At 72.3% G+C, this 19,275-nt stretch carries 15 protein-coding genes and 1 pseudogene; 4 read left to right on the top strand and 12 right to left on the bottom strand.

Features of this window, described 5'->3' with window-relative positions:
• Positions 1 to 97: 97 nt before the first annotated feature.
• Together DI005_RS06565 and DI005_RS06570 are read right to left on the bottom strand one after the other, a co-directional pair.
• A complete protein-coding gene (locus DI005_RS06565) occupies positions 98 to 2,419 on the bottom strand; it encodes an MFS transporter (RefSeq protein WP_113641552.1) in 2,322 nt (773 codons plus the stop codon).
• A gap of 103 nt (positions 2,420 to 2,522) precedes the next feature.
• Positions 2,523 to 5,762, bottom strand: a complete 3,240-nt coding sequence (locus DI005_RS06570) for a BTAD domain-containing putative transcriptional regulator (RefSeq protein ID WP_113641627.1) — start codon at positions 5,760 to 5,762, stop codon at positions 2,523 to 2,525.
• An 88-nt stretch (positions 5,763 to 5,850) separates the two neighbouring features.
• On the opposite strand from DI005_RS06570, the gene DI005_RS06575 reads away from it, so the two are divergent.
• Together DI005_RS06575 and DI005_RS06580 are read left to right on the top strand one after the other, a co-directional pair.
• Positions 5,851 to 6,738: an NAD(P)-dependent oxidoreductase gene (locus tag DI005_RS06575; protein WP_113641553.1), complete on the top strand. Its 888-nt coding sequence runs from the start codon at positions 5,851 to 5,853 to the stop codon at positions 6,736 to 6,738.
• On the top strand, positions 6,735 to 7,607 hold the full coding sequence (locus tag DI005_RS06580; protein WP_112270450.1) for an NAD(P)-dependent oxidoreductase: 873 nt from the start codon (positions 6,735 to 6,737) through the stop codon (positions 7,605 to 7,607). Before DI005_RS06575 ends, DI005_RS06580 begins: the two co-directional genes overlap by 4 nt.
• A 224-nt stretch (positions 7,608 to 7,831) precedes the next feature.
• Here the strand turns inward: DI005_RS06580 and DI005_RS06585 are convergent, their stop codons facing one another.
• The 3 genes from DI005_RS06585 to DI005_RS06595 form a co-directional block, all read right to left on the bottom strand.
• On the bottom strand, positions 7,832 to 9,241 hold the full coding sequence (locus tag DI005_RS06585) for a VWA domain-containing protein (protein ID WP_113641554.1): 1,410 nt from the start codon (positions 9,239 to 9,241) through the stop codon (positions 7,832 to 7,834).
• Positions 9,238 to 10,125, bottom strand: coding sequence for a MoxR family ATPase (locus tag DI005_RS06590; RefSeq protein WP_113641555.1), 888 nt, complete (start codon positions 10,123 to 10,125; stop codon positions 9,238 to 9,240). The genes DI005_RS06585 and DI005_RS06590 overlap by 4 nt, the downstream gene beginning before the upstream one ends.
• 81 nt (positions 10,126 to 10,206) lie before the next feature.
• On the bottom strand, positions 10,207 to 10,839 hold the full coding sequence (locus DI005_RS06595; RefSeq protein WP_112270444.1) for an NAD(P)-dependent oxidoreductase: 633 nt from the start codon (positions 10,837 to 10,839) through the stop codon (positions 10,207 to 10,209).
• Between the two features lie 178 nt (positions 10,840 to 11,017).
• Between DI005_RS06595 and DI005_RS06600 the strand changes: the two are divergent.
• Positions 11,018 to 11,661 (top strand): annotated as a pseudogene (locus DI005_RS06600) (dihydrofolate reductase family protein).
• A 10-nt stretch (positions 11,662 to 11,671) separates the two neighbouring features.
• Here DI005_RS06600 and DI005_RS06605 read toward each other — a convergent pair.
• Positions 11,672 to 12,439 carry a putative protein N(5)-glutamine methyltransferase gene (locus DI005_RS06605; protein ID WP_113641556.1) on the bottom strand — a complete coding sequence of 256 codons (768 nt, stop codon included), beginning with the start codon at positions 12,437 to 12,439 and terminating at the stop codon, positions 11,672 to 11,674.
• 251 nt (positions 12,440 to 12,690) lie between these two features.
• Between DI005_RS06605 and DI005_RS06610 the strand changes: the two genes are divergently transcribed.
• Entirely contained in the window at positions 12,691 to 13,689 is a 999-nt protein-coding gene (locus tag DI005_RS06610) for a LacI family DNA-binding transcriptional regulator (RefSeq protein WP_112271573.1), read from the top strand.
• Here the strand turns inward: DI005_RS06610 and DI005_RS06615 are convergent.
• The 6 genes from DI005_RS06615 to DI005_RS06640 are packed head-to-tail and all read right to left on the bottom strand — an operon-like array spanning position 13,655 to position 19,262.
• Positions 13,655 to 14,758, bottom strand: a complete 1,104-nt coding sequence (locus DI005_RS06615) for a C45 family peptidase (protein ID WP_113641557.1) — start codon at positions 14,756 to 14,758, stop codon at positions 13,655 to 13,657. The genes DI005_RS06610 and DI005_RS06615 overlap by 35 nt on opposite strands.
• Complete coding sequence (locus DI005_RS06620) at positions 14,755 to 15,759, bottom strand: P1 family peptidase (RefSeq protein WP_112271571.1); 1,005 nt, start codon at positions 15,757 to 15,759, stop codon at positions 14,755 to 14,757. Before DI005_RS06620 ends, DI005_RS06615 begins: the two co-directional genes overlap by 4 nt.
• Entirely contained in the window at positions 15,756 to 16,505 is a 750-nt protein-coding gene (locus DI005_RS06625; RefSeq protein WP_113641558.1) for an ABC transporter ATP-binding protein, read from the bottom strand. Before DI005_RS06625 ends, DI005_RS06620 begins: the two co-directional genes overlap by 4 nt.
• Positions 16,502 to 17,464, bottom strand: a complete 963-nt coding sequence (locus DI005_RS06630; protein WP_113641559.1) for an ABC transporter ATP-binding protein — start codon at positions 17,462 to 17,464, stop codon at positions 16,502 to 16,504. Before DI005_RS06630 ends, DI005_RS06625 begins: the two co-directional genes overlap by 4 nt.
• Positions 17,461 to 18,291: an ABC transporter permease gene (locus DI005_RS06635; protein ID WP_113641560.1), complete on the bottom strand. Its 831-nt coding sequence runs from the start codon at positions 18,289 to 18,291 to the stop codon at positions 17,461 to 17,463. Before DI005_RS06635 ends, DI005_RS06630 begins: the two co-directional genes overlap by 4 nt.
• Complete coding sequence (locus DI005_RS06640; protein ID WP_113641561.1) at positions 18,288 to 19,262, bottom strand: ABC transporter permease; 975 nt, start codon at positions 19,260 to 19,262, stop codon at positions 18,288 to 18,290. The genes DI005_RS06635 and DI005_RS06640 overlap by 4 nt, the downstream gene beginning before the upstream one ends.
• Between the last annotated feature and the right edge of the window lie 13 nt (positions 19,263 to 19,275).

Genomic DNA, 19,275 nt, shown 5'->3' on the forward strand with positions numbered 1-19,275 from the left:
GTCCGCCCAAGTACAGCCCAGTACGAGGACGAACCGGCGCCTTGCCAGCGGAAACCCGGATCCACCGACTCAAGCAACAGACTCCCGGCGGAGGGCACTAGCGTCCGGTGTCGTGGCGGTCGAAGTCGGTGGTGTAGCCGAGTTCGACGTCGTGCCGCTCACTGCCCTCGCCCGCGACGGTCAGCTGCGCCGTGGCGGGGGCGTAGCCGGTGGCGATGATCGTGTACGCGCCGACGTCGAGGTCACCGAATCGGTAGCCGCCCTCGGCGTCGGTGAGCGTCACGCCCACCACCTGGCCGTCCACGTCGAGCAGGGTCACCTGCGCCTCGGCCACGGCCTGCCCGCTCAGCCCGGAGCGGACCGTGCCGAGCACCTGGCCCGCCGGGGCCAGCTCGACGTCACGGGAGAGCTGATCGCCGTCGACGAGGGAGACCGGCACGGCCTGCGGCCGGTAGCCCCGCGCGGTGACGGCGAGGGTGTAGCTGCCGCCGATGACGTCCGGGAACTGGTACCAGCCGTCGCCGCCGCTGAGCCCGGAGCTGAGAACGTCGCCGCGTGCGTCGGTGAGCACGACGGTCGCCCCTCCGACCGCGCGGTGACCCGCACCGCGGATCCGGCCGCTCACGGCACCGGCCCCGGACAGGGCGAGGTCCCGGCGCGCCGGTGATCCGGTCAGCTCGACGGTGTGGGCCACGGGCTGGAGGTGCTCGGCGGCGGCGATGAGGACGTAGCGGCCCGGCGCTGGCGCGGTGACCAGGTAGCTGCCGGTGGGGTCGCTGCGCTGGAGGTCGACCTGGGCGCCGCTGCCGTCGGTCAGCGTGAGCGACACGCCGTCGACGGGCTCGCCGCCCGCGGTGACCACGCCGTACATGGCGAGCGGCGCGCGCTCGGCGAGCACGGTGGACCTCGGCGCAGGTTCGCGCCCTGCTTCCGCTTCCGGTTCCGCTTCCGGCGAGGGTTCCGCGCCGGTGTCGAGGGTGCTGCGCAGCGGGGTCTCCTTGAGGAACAGCACCGCGAGCAGCGTCACCACGGCGACGATCGCGGAGATGAGGAAGATCGTGCCGGTGCCGTCGCCGTAGGCCGCACGGAGCGCTTCCCTGGCCGCGGGAGGCAGGGAAGCGAGGTCGAGCGAACCTCCGCCTGCCCCGCCGTTACCGCCGCTGACCTCGTTGGCGAGCACCGCTCCGAGCGCCGACACGCCGGCCGAGCCGCCCAGCGTCCGGAAGAACGTCACGACCGCTGTCGAGGAGCCCATGTCGCGCATGCCCACGGTGTTCTGCGCGACGAGCACGAGGTTCTGCATGAGCGCGCCCACGCCGATGCCCATCAGCGCGAGGTAGCAGCCCATGAGGGTGAGGTTGGTGGTGTGGTCGATGGTGCTCAGCAGGAACAGGGCGGTCACGAGCAGCACCGAGCCGCCGATCAGGAACGGCTTGGTCCGTCCGATGCGGGACACGATCTGGCCGCTGATCGTCGAGGAGAGGAACAGCCCGAGCACCATCGGCAACGTCATGAGGCCGGCGTGTGTGGGGGAGTAGCCGCGGGCGATCTGGTAGTACTGCGCGAGGAAGACCGCACCGCCGAACATCGCTGTGCCCACGGCGAGCGTGCCCAGCACCGACAGCGAGAAGGTGCTGTCGCGGAACAGCCGCAGGGGCACCACCGGCTCGCGGACCTTCGTCTCGACGACGAGGGCCAGCGCCAGCGCCACCGCCGCGCCGCCGATGAACCACAGCGTCTCCGGCGACCACCACGCGAAGTTCTTGCCCGCCAGTGACACCCAGATCAGCAGCAGTGCCACGCCACCGACGATCAGGGTCGCGCCCAGCCAGTCGATCTTGACGTCGCGCTTGATGACGGGCAGGTGCAGTGTCCTGCCCAGGACGATGAACGCGAGGATCGCGATCGGCACGCACACCCAGAAGCACCAGCGCCAGCCGAGCGCAGAGTCGACGATCACGCCGCCGAGCAGTGGGCCCGACACGGTGGCGACCGCGAACACCCCGCCGATGTAGCCGGAGTACTTGCCGCGGTCACGGGGCGCGATCATCGCGGCCATGACGGCCTGGATGAGCGCCTGCAAGCCACCCATGCCGACGCCCTGCAGCGCGCGGTAGGCGATCAGCTCGGGCATCGACTGCGCGAACCCGCCGAGCACGGAACCGACGGTGAAGATCACGATGGCGAGCTGGTACAGCAGCTTCTTGCTGAACAGGTCGGAGAGCTTGCCCCAGATCGGCGTGGTGGCCGTGGAGGTCAGCAGCATCGCGGTGACGACCCACGTGTACTGGTTCTGGGTGCCGTCGAGATCGGCGAGGATCGTCGGCAGCGCGTTGGAGACGATCGTGGAGGAGAGGATCGCCACCAGCAGGGCGAGCAGCAGACCGGTGAAGGCTTCCAGGATCTGCCGGTGTGTCATCGGCTCGGTGGCCGGGGTGTGTGCGGGCGCGGACGTAGTGAGCTCCTTGTCGAGAGACTTCGGGGTTCTCTCGAGGGTAACTCAGAAAACTTGTGTGCTGCAACTACATATTCGGCCCGTCGCTGTCCAGCACCTCGTCCACTCCGCTCAAGCCCAGCTCAGCGCCCTGCCGGTGCTTGCGGGCGAACCCTTCCGCGCCGAGCGCGGCGGTGGCCGAGGCCCTGATCCGGTCGACGTCGTGACGCTCCGCAACGGGCAGGGGTGCGCCCACCGAGGTGCGCGCGGCCTCGGCCATGCCGAGCAGCGACGCCGCGCGCGCGGGCTCCCCGCCGAGGACGGCGGCACCGGCCAGCCCCTCCAGCGCCAGCGCCATGGCTCGGGGATCGCCCACCCGCCGGGCCACCGTCAGCGCGGCCCGGTGTCGCGACCCGGCCAGCGCGACGTCACCGCGCTGCTCGGCGACGAAACCCAGCTCCGCGAGCACGAGCGTGCTGCCGGGCTCGAACTCCACCAGCCGGTGCCAGTCCAGCAGGACGTGCAGGTGCCGGTCGGCCTCGTCGAGATCGCCCGCCTTCCTGGCGCCGAGGGCGAGCCCGGTCCTGGCGTACATCTCGCCCGGCGCGAAGCCCTGCTCCGCCGCCAGCCGCATTGCCCGCTCGTGCAGCTCACGGGCCTCCCGCAGGTCCCCGGTCAGCAGCGCCGTCCGGCCCAGCCACGACAGCTGGTACGACAACTCGGGCCACAGCCCGAGCTCCTCGGCGTCGCGCAGGCTCTCGCGGAACCGGCTCCGCGCCGCGTCGTAGTCGCCGCGGATCTGCGCAAGCGCGCCGAGCGCGAACGACGCCTGCAACCGGCCCCAGCGCTCGCCCAGCTCACCGAACAGCTCCGCGGACTCCCGGGCAGCCCGCTCCGACTCGTCCAGGTGGCCGAGCGAGAGCAGGTGCCCCGCGCTGTCGGCCAGCGCCGCCGCCGTGCCCCAGCGGTCCCCGAGCGCGCGAAACCCCGCGAGAGCGGCTCGGTTGCCACGCCTGCCCGCGTGCAGATCGCCCACCGTGCCCAGCACATAGCCGAGGAACCAGAGCGCCCGCGCCCGCACCGCGGCGTCGGGAATCGCCTCGGCCGCCGCGAACGCCGCCTGGTCCGCACGCTCACCCGCGAGCACAGCCAGTCCCGCCGCCCAGGCCGCCGCGCCGCCGCGCGACGAGTGATCGGCCCCGCCCGCCAGGGCCAGCGTCATGCGCAGCGACCGCCGCGCCTCGCCGATGCGTCCGCGCAGGAACCAGTACCACGTCATCGCGTTCACCAGCCGCAGCGCGGCCTCGGCCTCGCCGAGCCGGACGAACGTGTCGAGCGCGGCCCGGAGGTTGGCCGACTCGGCGTCTAGCCGGTGCAGCCACCGCTGCTGGTCACGACCCCGCAGCAGGGGATCGGCGCGCGCGGCCAGCGCGGCGTGGAACCGCGCGTGCCGCAGCCGTACCCGGTCGGCCTCGCCCGCGTCGTCCAGCCGGTCGAGGCAGTACGCCAGCACCGATTCGAGCAGCCGGTAGCGGGGGCCCACCACGCCCTGTTCGGCGACCACCAGTGACTTCTCGACGAGCTTCGCCAGCAGGTCGAGCACCGAACCCGGCTCCACCCCGTCGCCCGCGCACACCGCCTCGGCCGCGTCGAGCCCGCAGCTTTCGGCGTGCACCGCGAGCCTGCGCAACACCACCCGCTCCGGCTCGGTGAGCAGCTCCCAGCTCCAGTCGATCATCGCGCGCAGCGTTCGCTGCCTGGCCGGTGCGTCGCGAGGGCCGCCGGACAGGAGCCGGAACCGGTCGTCGAGCCTTGCCAGCAGCTCGTCCACGCCAAGCGCGCGCACGCGCGTGGCGGCCAGTTCCAGCGCGAGCGGCAGGCCGTCGAGCCTGCGGCAGATGGTGGCGACCGCGTGCACGTTCGCCGGGGTGAGCGCGAACCCGGGTGCTCCGGCCGCGGCCCGGTCGACGAACAGCCGCACGGCGCTGAACTCGCGCACCGACGGGAGCACCTCCTCGGCAGGACGAGCCGGGTCGAGGTGCCCCTTCGCGGGGATGCCGAGTGGCGGAACCGCCCACAGCACCTCACCGCCCACCCCGAGCGCCTGCTGGCTGGTCGCGAGGATCCGCAGCCGGGGCGCGGCCCGCAGCAGGCGCGCCGCCAGCTCCGCGACGGGCTCGACGAGCAGCTCGCAGTTGTCGAGCACGAGCAGGACGTCCCGGTCCCGCACCGCGTCGGCGATCCTCCCGGTGAGGTCGGGGCCCGGGCCGGAGTCCTGCCGGACGCCGAGCACCGCCGCGACCGCCTCGGGCACCCACTCGCCGCCACCCGCGCCCTGGCAGGGGTGGCGGTCCAGACCGGCCAGCTCGACGAACCTGACGTCGTCCGAAGTGGACTCCGCGATCCTGGTGGCCGTCTCGAGGGCGAGCCGGGTCTTGCCGACCCCGCCGGGTCCGGTGAGGGTGACCAGGCGCGCGGAGCCCAGCGCCGCCCGCACGTCACGTACCGCGTTCTCCCGGCCCAGCAGCTCGGTCAGCGGCACCGGCAACGCGGCCCTCGGCACGGCGGGCGGCGGGAGGTGCAGCGTGGGGTCCTGATTCAGGATCGCCTGGTGCAACGCGACCAGCTCGGGGCCCGGTTCCAGGCCCAGCTCCCCGGCAAGGCGCCGCCGCAGCTCCGCGTAGCTCTCCAGTGCCTCGCTCTGCCGCCCAGCGCCGTAGAGCGCACGCAGGTGCAGCGCCCTGAGCCGCTCGCGCAGCGGGTGCCTCGCGACCACGTCGCCCAGCTCGCCCGCCAGCGCCGCGTGCTCGCCGAGGGCCAGCCGCGCGTCGGCGTGGTCCTCCAGCGCCGCCAGCCGCTCCTGTTCGAGGCGCTGGATCACCGGAGCCGCGAACGGCTCGTCGGCGAACTCGGCGAGCGCGGGACCCCGCCACAGCGCGAGCGCGTCGGCGAGCAGGGACGCCTTCTGCTTGGGGTCGGCGCTCCGGCGTGCCTGCCCGGTCAGCGCGCGGAACCGCTGAACGTCCAGCAGGTCGCCGTCGAGCCGGAGCCGATATCCGGCGTCGTGGCGGACCACCAGCGCCTTCGCGCCCGGCTCCGCCGCCTCCAGTGCGCGGCGCAGCTGCGACACCTTGGTCTGCAGTGTGTTGCCCGGATTGCCGGGAAGCCGATCGCCCCAGAGGTCGTCGGCCAGCCGGTCGACCGAGACGGGCCGCCCCTCGTGCACGAGCAGGTTCGCCAGCAGCGCCCTGACCTTCACCTCGGGCACGCGGACGGCCGTGCCGTCGTCGGTCCAGACCGCAAGCGGCCCCAGCACGCCGAATCGCACGAAACCGACACTAGCCAAGGCCACCGACGAAACCGGGCCGTGCGCGAACCCGCAGCCGATCGTGCGCGGGGACCGGCACCGTCGGAGCATGACCGAAACCGACAGACCGGCGGTGACCGTGCTCGGGCTCGGCGCGATGGGCACGGCGCTCGCCGAGGCGCTGCTGGCGGAGGGCCACCCGGTGACGGTGTGGAACCGAACCGCGACAAGGGCGGACCCGCTCGTGGAGCGCGGCGCGGCCCGTGCGGCGACCCCCGGCGAGGCGATCGCGGCCAGCTCGCTCGTGCTCACCTGCCTGCTCGACTACGCCTCCGTGCACGAGGTTCTCGACGAACACGGTGACGCGCTACGCGGCCGCGTGCTCGCCAACCTCACCAACGGAACCCCGGCGCAGGCGCGGAGGTTCGCCGAGTGGGCAGCCTGCCACGGCGCCGACTACCTCGACGGCGGCATCATGGCGGTCCCACCGCAGATCGCCACCCCGGAAGCGTTCCTGCTCTACAGCGGATCCAGGGCGGCGTTCGACACCCACCGCGGCACACTCGCCGTTCTCGGCGAGCCGCACTACCTCGGTGAGGCGGCGGGACTGGCCGCGCTGCACGACATCGCCCTGCTCAGCGGCATGTACGGCATGTTCGCCGGAATCGTCCACGCGTTCGCCGTCGTCCGCGCGGAGGGCACGCCCGCAGCGGAGTTCGCCCCACTGCTCACGCGCTGGCTGAGCGCGATGGGGGGCTGGGCGCACGCCGCGGCAGGGCAGATCGACAGTGGCGACTACACCGCCGGCGTCGTGTCCAACCTCGGCATGCAGGCGGCGGGCTTCGCCAACCTGATCCGCACCGCCGAAGAACAGGGCCTCAGCCCCGAACTGCTCGCCCCGTTCGGCTCGCTCCTGCGGCGGCGCGCCGAGGCCGGCCACGCGCGCGAGGACATCACCGGAGTCATCGAACTGCTCAGGAAAGGAAACCCCGCATGACCACGACAACCGACGTGACCCTGATCGGCCTGGGACCGATGGGCCAGGCGATGGTCCACACCTTCCTCCGGCACGGCCACTCCGTGACGGTCTGGAACCGCACGGCGAACCGGGCCGACGACGTGGTCGCCGCCGGAGCGGTCCGCGCGGACAGCCCGGCAGCGGCGCTCGCGGCGAGCGAACTGGTGGTGCTGAGCCTGACCGACTACCGGGCCATGTACGACATCCTCGGCTCCGCGACCGACGCGCTCGCCGGGCGAGTGGTGGTGAACCTCAGCTCCGACACTCCGGCCAGGACGCGGGAGGCATCGGCGTGGCTGGCCGGGCACGGCGCCGCCCTGATCGCCGGTGGCGTGATGGTGCCCGCGCCGCTGGTGGGCACCGAGAACGCCTACGTGTTCTACAGCGGCCCGAAAGAGGTCTTCACCACCCACGAGCCGGTGCTGCGGCTGCTGGGCAGGCCCGACTACCTCGGCGAGGACCCGATCCTCGCGCAGCTCTACTACCAGGCACAGCTGACGATCTTCCTCACGTCGCTGTCGGCGTACCTGCAGGCCGCCGCGCTGATGGAGGCGGAAGGCGTGCCACCGCGGGAGTTCCTGCGCTATGCGGTGGACAACTTCGACACGATCTCCCCATTCCTGGCCGAGACCGTGGAGGAGCTGGAGAAGCGCAGCTACCCGGGTCACCTCAGCACGGCGACCATGATGGGCGCGACCGCCGACCACATCGTCGCGGCGAGCAAGGAGGCCGGCGTCGACGTCGCGCTGCCGGAGGCGATCAGGTCGCACTACGACCGTGCCATCGCCGCCGGGCACGGCAACGACAACTGGACGAGCCTGTGGGAGGTCGTCAGGGCACGGGGCTGAACACGTGCGGGACCGCCCGGCTCGCGCTGGAACACCTCCGCGCTGAGCAGGTCCGCTGCGCGACGTGGTCTTCTTGGCCGCGTGGAGAGGGCCTGCCACTTGTTTTGGTGGAGGGCGGCGTGCCAGTTGAAGATCCTGGCCATGACCGCGGCGCGCTCGCGTTCGGCACACCACGCGAGCTCGCCGCGGTCACCTCGCCTGCGAGCGCACCGGGGGCTGGGCGCTCACCCGGGCAGCAGCTCCGTCACCAGCCGCGACAGCTGGCGGATGTTGCGGCACTCGTACATCGGCACCACCTTCGCGTAGCGCAGCGCGGCCGAGTCCCCGGTGCCCCAGAACGTCTCGCCCTCGGGGTTGAGCCAGTACACGTGCCGCGCGCGCTCGGCGATCAGGCGCAGCGCGCCGAGGTTGGGATCGCCGTAGTTGGTGCGGCCGTCACCGAGGATCAGCACGCTCGTGCGCGGGCCGAGCGCGTCGGCGAACCTTTCGACGAAGCTGCCGAGCGACTCGCCGTAGTCGCTGCTCATGCCCCACCTGGTGACCCTGGCCTGCGACAGGATCCGCGTGGCCAGCCCCTCCGGCTCGTCGCGGCCCGCGCTCACCAGATCGGTGATCTCGTCGGTGAGGCCCACGAACGCGAAGCTGCGGATCTTGCTGAACTGGTCGGCCAGCGCCTGCGTGAGCAAGAGCGTGAACTGCGCGAACCCGGCCACCGACCCGGACATGTCGCAGAGCACCACCAGCTCGGGCCTGCCGGGCCGCCGCTCGCGCAGCACCGGCCGCATCGGCACCCCGCCCGTCGCCAGCGACCGCCGTAGCGTCCGGCGCAGGTCGATCTGCCCTCGGCGGGCCCGCCGCCTGCGTGCCGCGAGCCGCGTCGCGAGCTTGCGCGACAACGGCTGGATCGTGCGCCGCATCGCCGCGAGCTGGTCCTTGGTCGCGCTCGTGAACGTCACCAGATCGGTCTGCGACGCCACGGCGTGCCGCGCGATGCGCTCCCGGCCGCGCAGCTCGGCCGTCCGGCGGCGAGCCTCCGCCTGTACGTGCTCACGGAACGCCGTGAGACGCGAGCGGGCCTCGCGCTCGGCGAGCGCCGCACCGAGCCCCGCGTCTCCGTCGCCGGGCCGGGCCGCCCGCATCGCCGCCAGTACCCGGCTGAGCAGCGCCTCCGGTCGCACCTCGCCGAGCGTCTGGTAGGCCGACCAGCCGCTGAGCCGCTTCGAGCCGGTGCCGTTGGCTCCCTCACCGCCGCTGCCCACGTCGCCGTACTGTCCGAAGGCCTCCACCCCGGCCGCCGCGAGCGCCCGCAGCCGCGCCTCGTCTCCCTCCGCGAGCGCGGCGACGAGGGCGTCCCGCAGCTCGTACACATCGGACGGTCGGTCGGCGGCCGACTCCGCGGACCCGACGGCCACGGGGAAGTAGAGGTCGAACACCGCGTCGAACACGCCCCGCTGCCCGGACCGCCGCAGCACCGTCGAGGCAAGCGCCTCCCGCAGCCGCGCCCGGTCGGCGAGCCCGAGCACGCCCACCGCGGCCGCCGCGTCGACGGTCTCACCGGGCCCCACCTCGACCCCACGCTCGCGCAGCGCACCGACGAAGTCGACCAGCCGCGCCGGCAGCACCTCGGTGGTCATGGCGAGGCCGGGTCCAGCAACTGGTCGAGCCGCAGCTCGGCGGCCGCCTTGCGATGGTCGGACTGGTACTTGAGGATCACGCCGAGGCTGCTCTCGACGATCTGCTCGTCGAGGCTGTCGGCGCCGAGCGCGAGCAGCGTCCGGGCCCAGTCCACGGACTCCGCGATCGACGGCGCCTTACGCAGGTCCATGTCCCGCAACGCGCCCACGACGCGTACGAGCGACTCGGCGAGCGTCGCGTCGAGACCGGGCACCTGCATGGTCACGATGTCCCGCTCGAGCTCCGGCGTGGGGAAGTCCAGGTGCAGGAACAGGCAGCGCCGCTTGAGCGCCTCCGAAAGCTCGCGGGTGGCGTTTGACGTCAGCAGCACGAACGGCCTGCGCGCCGCGGTGATCGTGCCCAGCTCCGGCACCGTGACCTGGAAGTCGCCGAGCACCTCCAGCAGCAAGCCTTCCATCTCGACGTCGGCCTTGTCGGTCTCGTCGATCAGCAGCACCGTCGGATCTGGGTTGCGGATCGCCGTGAGCAGGGGCCGGGGGAGGAGGAACTCCTCGCTGAACACGTGGTCGCGGGTCTCCTGCCAGCCTTCGTCCCGCGCCGCGGTGATGCGCAGCAGCTGCTTGGCGTGGTTCCACTCGTACAGCGCCCTCGACTCGTCGATGCCCTCGTAGCACTGGAGCCGGACCAGCTCGCTGCCCGTGGCAGTGGCGAGCGCGCGGGCCAGCTCGGTCTTGCCGACACCCGCGGGCCCCTCGACCAGCAGGGGCTTGCCGAGCCGGTCGGCCAGGAACACGGTGGTGGCCACAGCCGTCGAAGCCAGGTAGCCGGCCCCGGCCAGGCGCTCGACGACCTCGTCGACCGAGGCGAACAACGGATCTTGCACGAGTCCTCCCGGGGACGAGTGGATCCGCTCATTGTCGTCACGCCAAGAGATCGCCGCGCCCTGTTGGTGTCCCAAGTCACGTCAGCTGCCGACGCCGACCGACCTGCGGACGGTGGCCGGATCGTCGAGGGCGGCCAGCATGGCGTGGGCGAGGTCGGCGCGCGAGATCTTGTGCCTCTTCGCCACGTTGGCGCCGATCTCGCGAGCGTAGGCGCCGGTGAGGGGGCCGTCGGTGAGCTGCGGCGGCCACAACACGGTCCAGTCGGTGTCGCTGCGGGCGATCTCGGCCTCCATGCGGGCGAGGTCCGCGTAGACGTCCTTCAGCGCCGTCAGCAGCACGCGCCGGACACCGCGGAAGAAGAGGCTTTCTCCGGGTGGAACGGGCCCCACCGGCATCGCGCTCACGGCCACGAACCGCCGGACGCCCGACTCCGCCATCGCGGTGAGGATCGCGGTGGTCCCCGCCGTGGCGATCCCGGCGCCGCTGCGACTGCCGGCGCCGAGCGAGGACAGCACCGCGTCGCGGCCCTCCACCAGCGGCCGCAGCGCGCCGGCGTCGGTCACGTCCGCGGTCACGACCTCCAGTGAGGCGTGGCTGATCGGCAGCCGGGCCGGATCGCGAACCACTGCCGTGACCGCGTGGCCCGCGTCGAGCGCCTGCCGCACGAGCTGCTTTCCCGTGCCGCCGGTCGCGCCGAAGATCGTCAGCTTCATCGCCGCTCCTAGGTGGGTGAGTATTTACTCACCAGAGTAGCGCCCGTTCGCGCGGCCAGGGCAGGGCTGGCGCGGCCCCTCTTGGCGTGAGCGGCGTCTCGCTGACCGGTCAGTTCTGCCGATGAGTCTGTCCGGCCCGCGAAGTCTCCCCATCAGCACACAGCACAGGAGGAGCCACGTGAATCAACTGCTGAGAGTCCAGAACTTCAACGTCTCGCGGGACGGATACGGCGCCGGTGAACACCAGAGCCTCGAGCAGCCGTTCGGCCACGCCGACCCTGGCGACATGTTCGCCTGGGCCGGTGCCACGGCGAGTTGGCCCATGCGCGCCGATCCCGGCGGCAGCCGCGGCCTCGACGACTACTTCACGCGAGACTTCGCCCGCAACATCGGCGCCGAGATCATGGGCCGCAACAAGTTCGGCCCGCAACGCGGCCCCTGGCGCGATCACGAATGGCGCGGCTGGTGGGGCAACGAGCCCCCGTTCCGGACCCCCGTGTTCGTGCTGACCCACCACACGCGTCCTTCGTTCACCCTCTCCGACACGACATTCCACTTCGTCGACGGCGATCCGGCCACGGTCCTCGATCTGGCACGGGAGGCGGCGGGGGCAAGGACGTCCGGCTCGGCGGCGGGCCCACCACCATCCGGCGGTTTCTCGACGCAGACCTCGTCGACACCATGCACGTGGCGGTCTCGCAGGTGGAGCTCGGATCCGGAGTCCGGCTCTGGGAGTCACCCGATGAGCTGCTTGACCGGTTCCACCTCGAGGTCGTGCCCAGCCCGAGCGGCGTCACCCACCACCTGTTCTGGCGAAGGTGACGCAACGGCCTCAGCCCGGCCGGCCGCATCTGCCGAGCACGACGGCGGTGCCGTCGGAGGTGACCACTCGCGGGGCCAGGCCCGCGGCCGCGAACGCCTCGACGGCCGCGGGCGCCTGCCGCACACTCGTCTCGATCAGGAGGTGACCACCGGGTGCCAGCCACGGGGGAGCACCTGCGGTGACTCGGCGCAGGACATCGAGGCCGTCGGCGCCGCCGTCGAGCGCGCCCCTCGGCTCGTGCAACCTCGCCTCGGGTGGCAGCAGGGCCACCGCCGCGGTCGGCACGTACGGGACGTTGGCGACGAGGACGTCCACACTGCGGCGCAGGGGAGTGGGCAATGCCTCGTAGAGGTCGCCCTCGTGCACCTGTGCGCCTGCGGGAACGTTGCGACGCGCACAGCGGACGGCGACCGGGTCGACGTCGGCGGCCGTGAGCGAGATCGGCCCGGCAGCCGCGGCGATGGCAGCACCGACCGCGCCGGAACCACAGCAGAGGTCCACGACGACCGAGCCGGGGCGAGCGTGGGCGGCCGCCTGCCTGGCGAGGAACTCGGTGCGCCTGCGGGGCACGAACACGCCGGGCTCGAGCGCGATGCGCAGACCGCAGAACTCGGCCCAGCCGACGAGGATCTCCAGCGGTTCGCCATGACTGCGCCTGCGAACCAGCGCGGCGAGCTCCGCGGGCGTCCGCGCGGCCGCCGTGAGCAGTTCGGCCTCGTCCTCTGCGAACACACATCCGGCGGCGCGGAGAGCGGCAACGACTGCGGGAAGCTTCACTACCTGGAAACGCTACCGGAGCGCGGAGCGGGGCAGCCCTCAACTCAGCTACTTAACATAATGTAGCTTATCGGCGTTCTATGAGTGGGTGGGAGAGAGGCCCCCCAAGGCCACCTTTGTTGCGTTGAACGCAACAAAGGTGGCCTTGGGGGGCGTCAGGGGTGCGCGAGTGGAGCTTCCACTGTGGACGGGGGTTCGGAATCCGCGCCCCGACCAGGCTGGAAGGCCGTTCAGCGGCTATCGTTCCCAGTGTGCGCGAGCAGGAGCCGGTGAACCTCATCGCGGTGGCGAAGGCCGCAGGCGTGTCGAAGACGACGGCATCGGACGCGTTGCGCAACTCCGGCCGGGTCTCGGAGAAGACGCGCGAGCACGTGGTCGCCGTCGCCAACCGGCTCGGCTACTCGCCCAACCCGGTCGCCCGCTCGCTGCGCATGGCGAGCACCGGCACGATCGGTCTGCACCTGCCGGAGGTGCTGACGCGCTCCGAGTACTACATGTCCTTCGTCTTCGGCGTGGTCGACCAGGCCGCGCGGATGGACTACGACGTCACGCTGCTCACCGCACAGCACCTGCCGTCCCGCCGGTTCCACCGTGTCGACGGCGTCGTGCTCGGCGACCCCCTGGAAACCGACACGGTGGTGCGCGGGCTGCTCGATTCTTCGGTTCCCGTCGTCACGTGCGAGCGGTTCACCGGCGACGCGGAACCGGCCGGAGTGGTGCTCTCCGACCACGCCACGATGCTCGACGAGCTGCTCGACCACCTCCACGCGCAGGGCGCGCGCGACATCGCGTTCCTCGCGTCGAGCACGGTCACCGACTGGGGCCGGACCCTGCAACGGGCATACCTGGCCTGGTGCGAGCGGGCCGGCCTGCGCGCACGGCTGCGGGAGATGGCGTTCGGGTCGCCCACCGCCGTGATGCAGGAGAACGTGCGCGCGCTGCTCAACGCCGAGGAGGCCGTGGACGCGCTGGTGTGCGCGCCCGACGGCGCGGCGTCGGCGGTGCTGCCGGTGCTCCGCGCCGCGGGCCGCCGCATCGGCGACGACCTGCTCCTGGCGTCCTGTGTGGACAGTGCCGCGCTCAACCACACCGACCCGCCGATCACGGCGATCGACCTGCGCCCGCGCGAGGCCGGCGCGGCGTGCGCGCGGCTGCTGTTCGACATCCTCACCGGTGAGGCGCCGCGCGGCACGGTGCGCGCGCAGCCCATCGAGCTCAACGAACGGCGGTCAACCCGGCGGAGCAGGTGAGCCACGACTCCTCGCCGACCTGGCACGGCCCGCCGCGGTGGACGTGCAGGCGCCGGTCGGTGACGTCGATGCTGATCGTCGCCAGGCTCTCCCAGCGCTGATGCGCGGGCAACGTCTCCTCGGCGTGCGCGCACACCGGCGCGCCGTCCTCACCGTGGGCGCGCAACGCGTGCGCACGCTCCGTGAGGTCGTCGGCCCGCAGCGCGGCAGCGCGTTCGCGCAGCCACGTGCCGCGCTCGAACGTGCTCGACACGTCCGCCGTCGTGCGCTCTCCCCTGGCCAGCTCGGGGTCGAGGAAATGGTTGGCGTGCGTGAGGAAACCGTCCTCCGGGTAGACCTCGGCGACGCCGGCCGGGGACAGTTCGAGGCAGCGCGCGTCGTCGTGCGTGACCACGGTGAGCACGGTCGACGCCGACAGCCTGGCCGAGCGCGCGATGCGCACCGCGTCGGCCACCGTGGTCCCCTCGTCGAGCACCCGCCTGGCCACGGCGTGCACCGGAACGCCGATGTCGGCGCTGTCGGACCGGTGGCGCAGCACGTTGAAGTGCACCCCCAGCCCCGCGTCGTTGACGCCGATCTTGCCGACCACGCCGTGCTCCGTGAACGTCGCGACCCTGCGCCCCGGCGCGGGTTCGAGCGTCCACGCGAGCATCGCGTCGCGCAGGACGTCGTGCCAGTCCCACGTCTGCACCGTGCGTGGCGGCGTGCCGTCGCCGGGCAGCACAACCGACGTGGAGCACTCGCCCTCGCCGGTGACGTCGGCGGCGGCGAGGATCTCGGTGCGGGCGTTGAGCGCGCCGACCTTCCACGCCGAAAGGCCGCTGCCCTCCGCGATGCCCGCGATCTCGTCGGCGAGGTACGGCGCCCAGGCGCCGACCTCGGCGAGCGCCTTGCGACCGTGGTCGCGGACGTGGTGCGGGTGCAGACCGTGCGCGGCGAACAGGCTCGCGTACCCGGCGAAGGTCTCGTGGATCCCGTCGCGGCACGCCTCGCCGAGTGCGCGGCCGCGTGCGCGGGCACCGGTCTCGGTGCTGACGTGGTGCGGAACCAGCGGGAGCGGTTTGCTCATCGGACGCTCGACAGGACGGCGTCCCACGCGACCTCGGAGGCCAGCGCGCCGAACCCGGTCGGGTTGACGCCCCGCAGCTCCACCTCGTCGGTGGTGAGCGCGAAGAGGGTGTCGCCGTCGAGCTCGGTGTGGAACGGGTGGATGGCCCGGTGCATCGAGCTGTGCACCTGGGTCGCGAACTGCTTCAGCGCCACGTCGGTGAGCTTGGCATTGGTGACCACCACGGTCAACGTCGTGTTGCCCGAGGCCGTGCGGGCCTCGCCAACGCCCTCCGTCGCGGCCGCGTAGTCGACCGCGGGCACGTGGCGTTCGCCGGTCTCGGGGTGGTAGTTGCCGCGCACCACGGTGCCGTCGCGGTCGACCACCACGCCCACCGCGTTGACCACTGTCGCCACGAGCACCTTCGCCTCGCCGTACTGCCCGAACGCCGCGCCCTGACCCGCGAACTCGGCCCGCGAGAAGTCGATCTTGCCGACGGAGGCGGACCGCCCCGCGCCGCAGCGCCCGACCGGGAACTCGCCTTCCACGGCGTTGTTCAGCGCGGCCCGGCCCAGTGCGGTGTCGGGCGCGATCGCCGTGTCGCGTGTCGAGAAGTCGTAGATCACGGCACCGGAGACGTGCTGAAGTGCGGCCCAGTGCGTGCGGTTCTCCGCGCGATGCAGCAACTCCGTGCTCACGCCCGCCGCGGCCTCCAGCCCGTACACCGATCCTCCCGCGAGCACGATCGCGTGGTGGAAGTCGTACCCGCCGGACATGCCGACCGCGCCGCCGCGCGCGTCGACGGCGGTGCGTGCGCCCCGGGGCACGTGGATCACCGTGCAGCCCGTTGGCCCCTCCGCGTACTCGGCGGTGCCGACGAACACGCCCGGCAGGTCGAACGACACCGTCGCGCTGCCGGGGCTCGGCTGCGGGGTCAGCGCCAGGTCGTCGTTGGTCACCGCGCCCGCCGCGTACGCCGACGGCTTGGCCAGCCGGTTGGCGACGCCGTTGGTCGTGCTCACAAAGCCTCCACTAGTTGCCTCGAATACTCGTGTTCGGGGGTGCCGAAGAAGACGGCGGCGGGCGCGGTCTCCACCACCTCGCCGTAGCGCATCACCGCGACCCGGTCGGCGACGTAGCGCACCGCGCCGACGTCATGACTGATGAACAGCGCGGCGAAGGCGAACTCCGCGCGCAGGTCCTTGATGAGGTTGAGGATCTGGGCCTGCACCGACACGTCCAGCGCGCTCACCGCCTCGTCGAAGACGACGAACGGCGGCCGCGTGACCAGCGCCCGCGCGATCGACACGCGCTGACGCTGCCCTCCGGAGAGCTGGTGCGGGTAGCGGCGCGCGAACGACTCGTCGAGGCCCACCTGGCCGAGGGTCTCCAGAACCCGTTCGGTGACCTCGTCCTTCGTCGCGCCGCCGAGCACCACCAGCGGCTCGGCCACGCACTGCCCGACGCGCATGCGCGGGTTGAGCGACCACTGTGGATGCTGCAGCACGGCCTGCATCCGGCCCGCGAGCGCCTTGCGCCGCTTGGGAAACGGCTTGCCCTCGAACAGCGCCGTGCCGGACGTGGGCTTGCGCAGTCCGAGCGCGACCATGCTCGTGGTGGTCTTGCCTGACCCGGACTCGCCCACCAGGCCGAGGATCTCGCCCTCGGCCAGGCTCAGTGCCACGCCCTTCATCGCGTGCACCCGCCTGCGAGCCCAGGGCGGCCCCGAGGTGAACGTGACGCCCACGTCTTCGAGTTCCAGGATCATCGCCCCGCACCCACCGTTTCCTCCGCCAGATGGCACAGTACGTCGCGCTCGGCCACCGACACCAGCGGTGGCCTGTCCGCCGAGCACGCCTCGTGGGTGTCCGGACAACGGGGCGCGAACGCGCAGCCCCGTGAGGGGCCGTCGAGCACCGGCGGCTGGCCTGGGATCGGCACCAACCGCTCGCCCTCGGCGAGCTCGCCGGGCACGGCCCGCACGAGCGCGGCGGTGTAGGGGTGCCGGGGTGCGGCGAGCACCTCGCTCGCCGACCCCGACTCCACCACCCGACCGCCGTACATCACCACGACCCTCGAGCAGCGCTTGGCCACGGCCGGCAGGTCGTGACTGAGCCACAGGATCGTGGTCCCGGACTCGGCCGCGAGCGAGAAGATGACCCCCAGCACCTCCTCGCGGATCTGGCTGTCCAGCGCGGCCGTCGGCTCGTCGGCGATCAGGATCTCCGGCCCGCCCGCCATAGCCATCGCGATGGCGACGCGCTGCGCCATGCCGCCCGAGAGCTGGTGCGGGTAGGACCTCGCCACCCGCTCGGGGTCCTTGAGCCGCACGCGGTCGAGGTGGGGCAGCACGTCGGCCTTGGTGCCGCGGCCGCGCAGCGCGAGCTCGACCTGTTTGCCGACCCGCATGGTGGGGTCGAGCGAGCCGATGGGTTCCTGGAAGACGTAACCGAGCCGCTCGCGGCGCAGCGCCCGCAACCGCTTCGGCCCCAACGCGTTCACGTCGTCGCCGTCCACCCGCACGGCACCGTTCACGACCTTCGCCGCGCCGGGCAGCAGGCCGCCGATCGCCGAGCCCAGTGTGGACTTGCCCGAACCCGACTCGCCGACGATGCCGACGGTCTCGCCCGCCTCCACGGTGAGCGCCGCGCCGTCGAGCGCACGCACGGTGCGCCCACCGGAGGCGTAGTCGACGACGAGGTCGTCGATCTGCAGAAGGTGTGTCATACCAGCGACCGAGCCTCCCTCGGTTCGAGACCGTCCCGCAGACCGTCGCCGAACACGTTGATGGCCAGGATCGCCACGATGAGCACGATCCCGGGAACGATGACCAGCCACGGCGCCGTGAGCAGGTACGTGCTGCCCTGCTGGATCAGCGCGCCCAGCGACGACTGCGGCGGCTGCACGCCGAAGCCGAGGAAGCTGAGCCCGCCCTCCACGAGAATCCCCACCGAGAGCGCGTAGGTGCCCTGCACGGCGATGGTGCCGGAGAGGTTGGGCACCAGGTGCCGCATCAGGATGCGCGGCCAGCCCGCCCCGCTGATCACGGCCGAGGTCACGTAGTCGCGCTCGGCCACGGTCACGGCCGACGCCCGCACGACCCGCGTCATCAGCGGGATGGTGATGAGGATGATGCTGCACATCGTGGCCGCCTGGCCCGGCCCGACCACGGCGGCGACGAGGATCGCCAGCACGATCGTCGGAAACGAGTACAGCACCTCCACCAGGCGCATCACCACCTCGCCGAGCCAGCCGCCGTAATAACCGGCCGCGATGCCGAGCAGCGTCGCCAGCACGGCGGTCACCAGCACGGCGAGGGTCGACAACAGCAGGGTGGTGCCGATGCCCTCGAACAGTCTCGGCAGCATCGAGCGGCCGAGTTGGTCCGTCCCGAGCAGGTACTCACCACCGGGCGGGGCGAGCCGGGGCCCCACCATCGCGCCGGGGTCGCCGCCGATGCCGAAGACGGTGCCCACGACCGTGACGAGCACCAGCACGGCCAGGCACACCAGGCCCGAGCGCGTCAGCCAGTCGGATTCCCGCCACCAGGTCATCGTTTCCGCCCCTTCGCCGCCGAGCCGAACCTCGGGTCGAGCACACCGGCCGCGGCGTCGGTCAGCGTGTTCATCACGATGAACACCACGGCCGCCAGCAGCACGCCCGCCTGCACCACCGCGTAGTCGCGCCTGCCGACCGCCTGCACGATGTAGGTGCCCACGCCGGGCAGGTTGAACAGGTACTCGATGATCACCGCGCCACCCAGCAGGTAGGCGGTCACCGTGGTGAGCACCGTGACGACGGGGATCGAGGCGTTGCGCAGGACGTGCCGCACGACGATGAACCCGGGGCTCTCGCCGCGCGCGATCGCCGCCGTGATGTAGGGCTCCACCAGCACACCCAGCACCGCGTCCCGTGTGGTCCGCGCGGTCACCGCGATCACGAACACCGAAAGCACCGCGGCGGGCAACAGCATGGACTGGAGGTTCCCCACGGGGTCCTCGCCGACCGGCACGTAGCCGCCGACGGTGAGCCCGAGCGCGTAGCGCGAGAACAGGAACACCACGATGCTGCCGAGCACGAACTCGGGCACGCTCACCCCGAGCCCGCTGGCGAGCCTGCCCAGCGCCGCCCTGCCCCGGCGCCCGCCCGCGCGCACCGCGGTCCAGACGCCCAGCGGGACGCCGATCAGGAGCGCCGCCGCCACGCCGAACAGGGCCAGTTCGGCGGTGACCGGCAACCGCAGGCCGAACTCCGTGGTCACCGGCTCGCCGCTGATCATCGAGATCCCGAAGTCACCGGTGAGCGCCGTGGTGAGCCACAACCAGTACTGGACGACGATGCTCTCGTCCAGCCCGTACTTCGCCGCCACCTCGGCCTTCTGCTCGGGGGTCGCGAACGGCCCCAGCACCACCTCGGCGAACCCGCCGGGCATCAGCCGGGACGCGGCGAAGATCAGGATCGAGACGAGGAACAGGGTGACGACCGCACTCAGTGCCCGGCGCAGCCACCACGAGAACAGTCGCACGGCCCTTGCCCTC

The organism is Prauserella sp. PE36 (genome assembly GCF_003311655.1).
GTDB classification, from domain to species: Bacteria; Actinomycetota; Actinomycetes; order Mycobacteriales; family Pseudonocardiaceae; genus Prauserella_A; species Prauserella_A endophytica.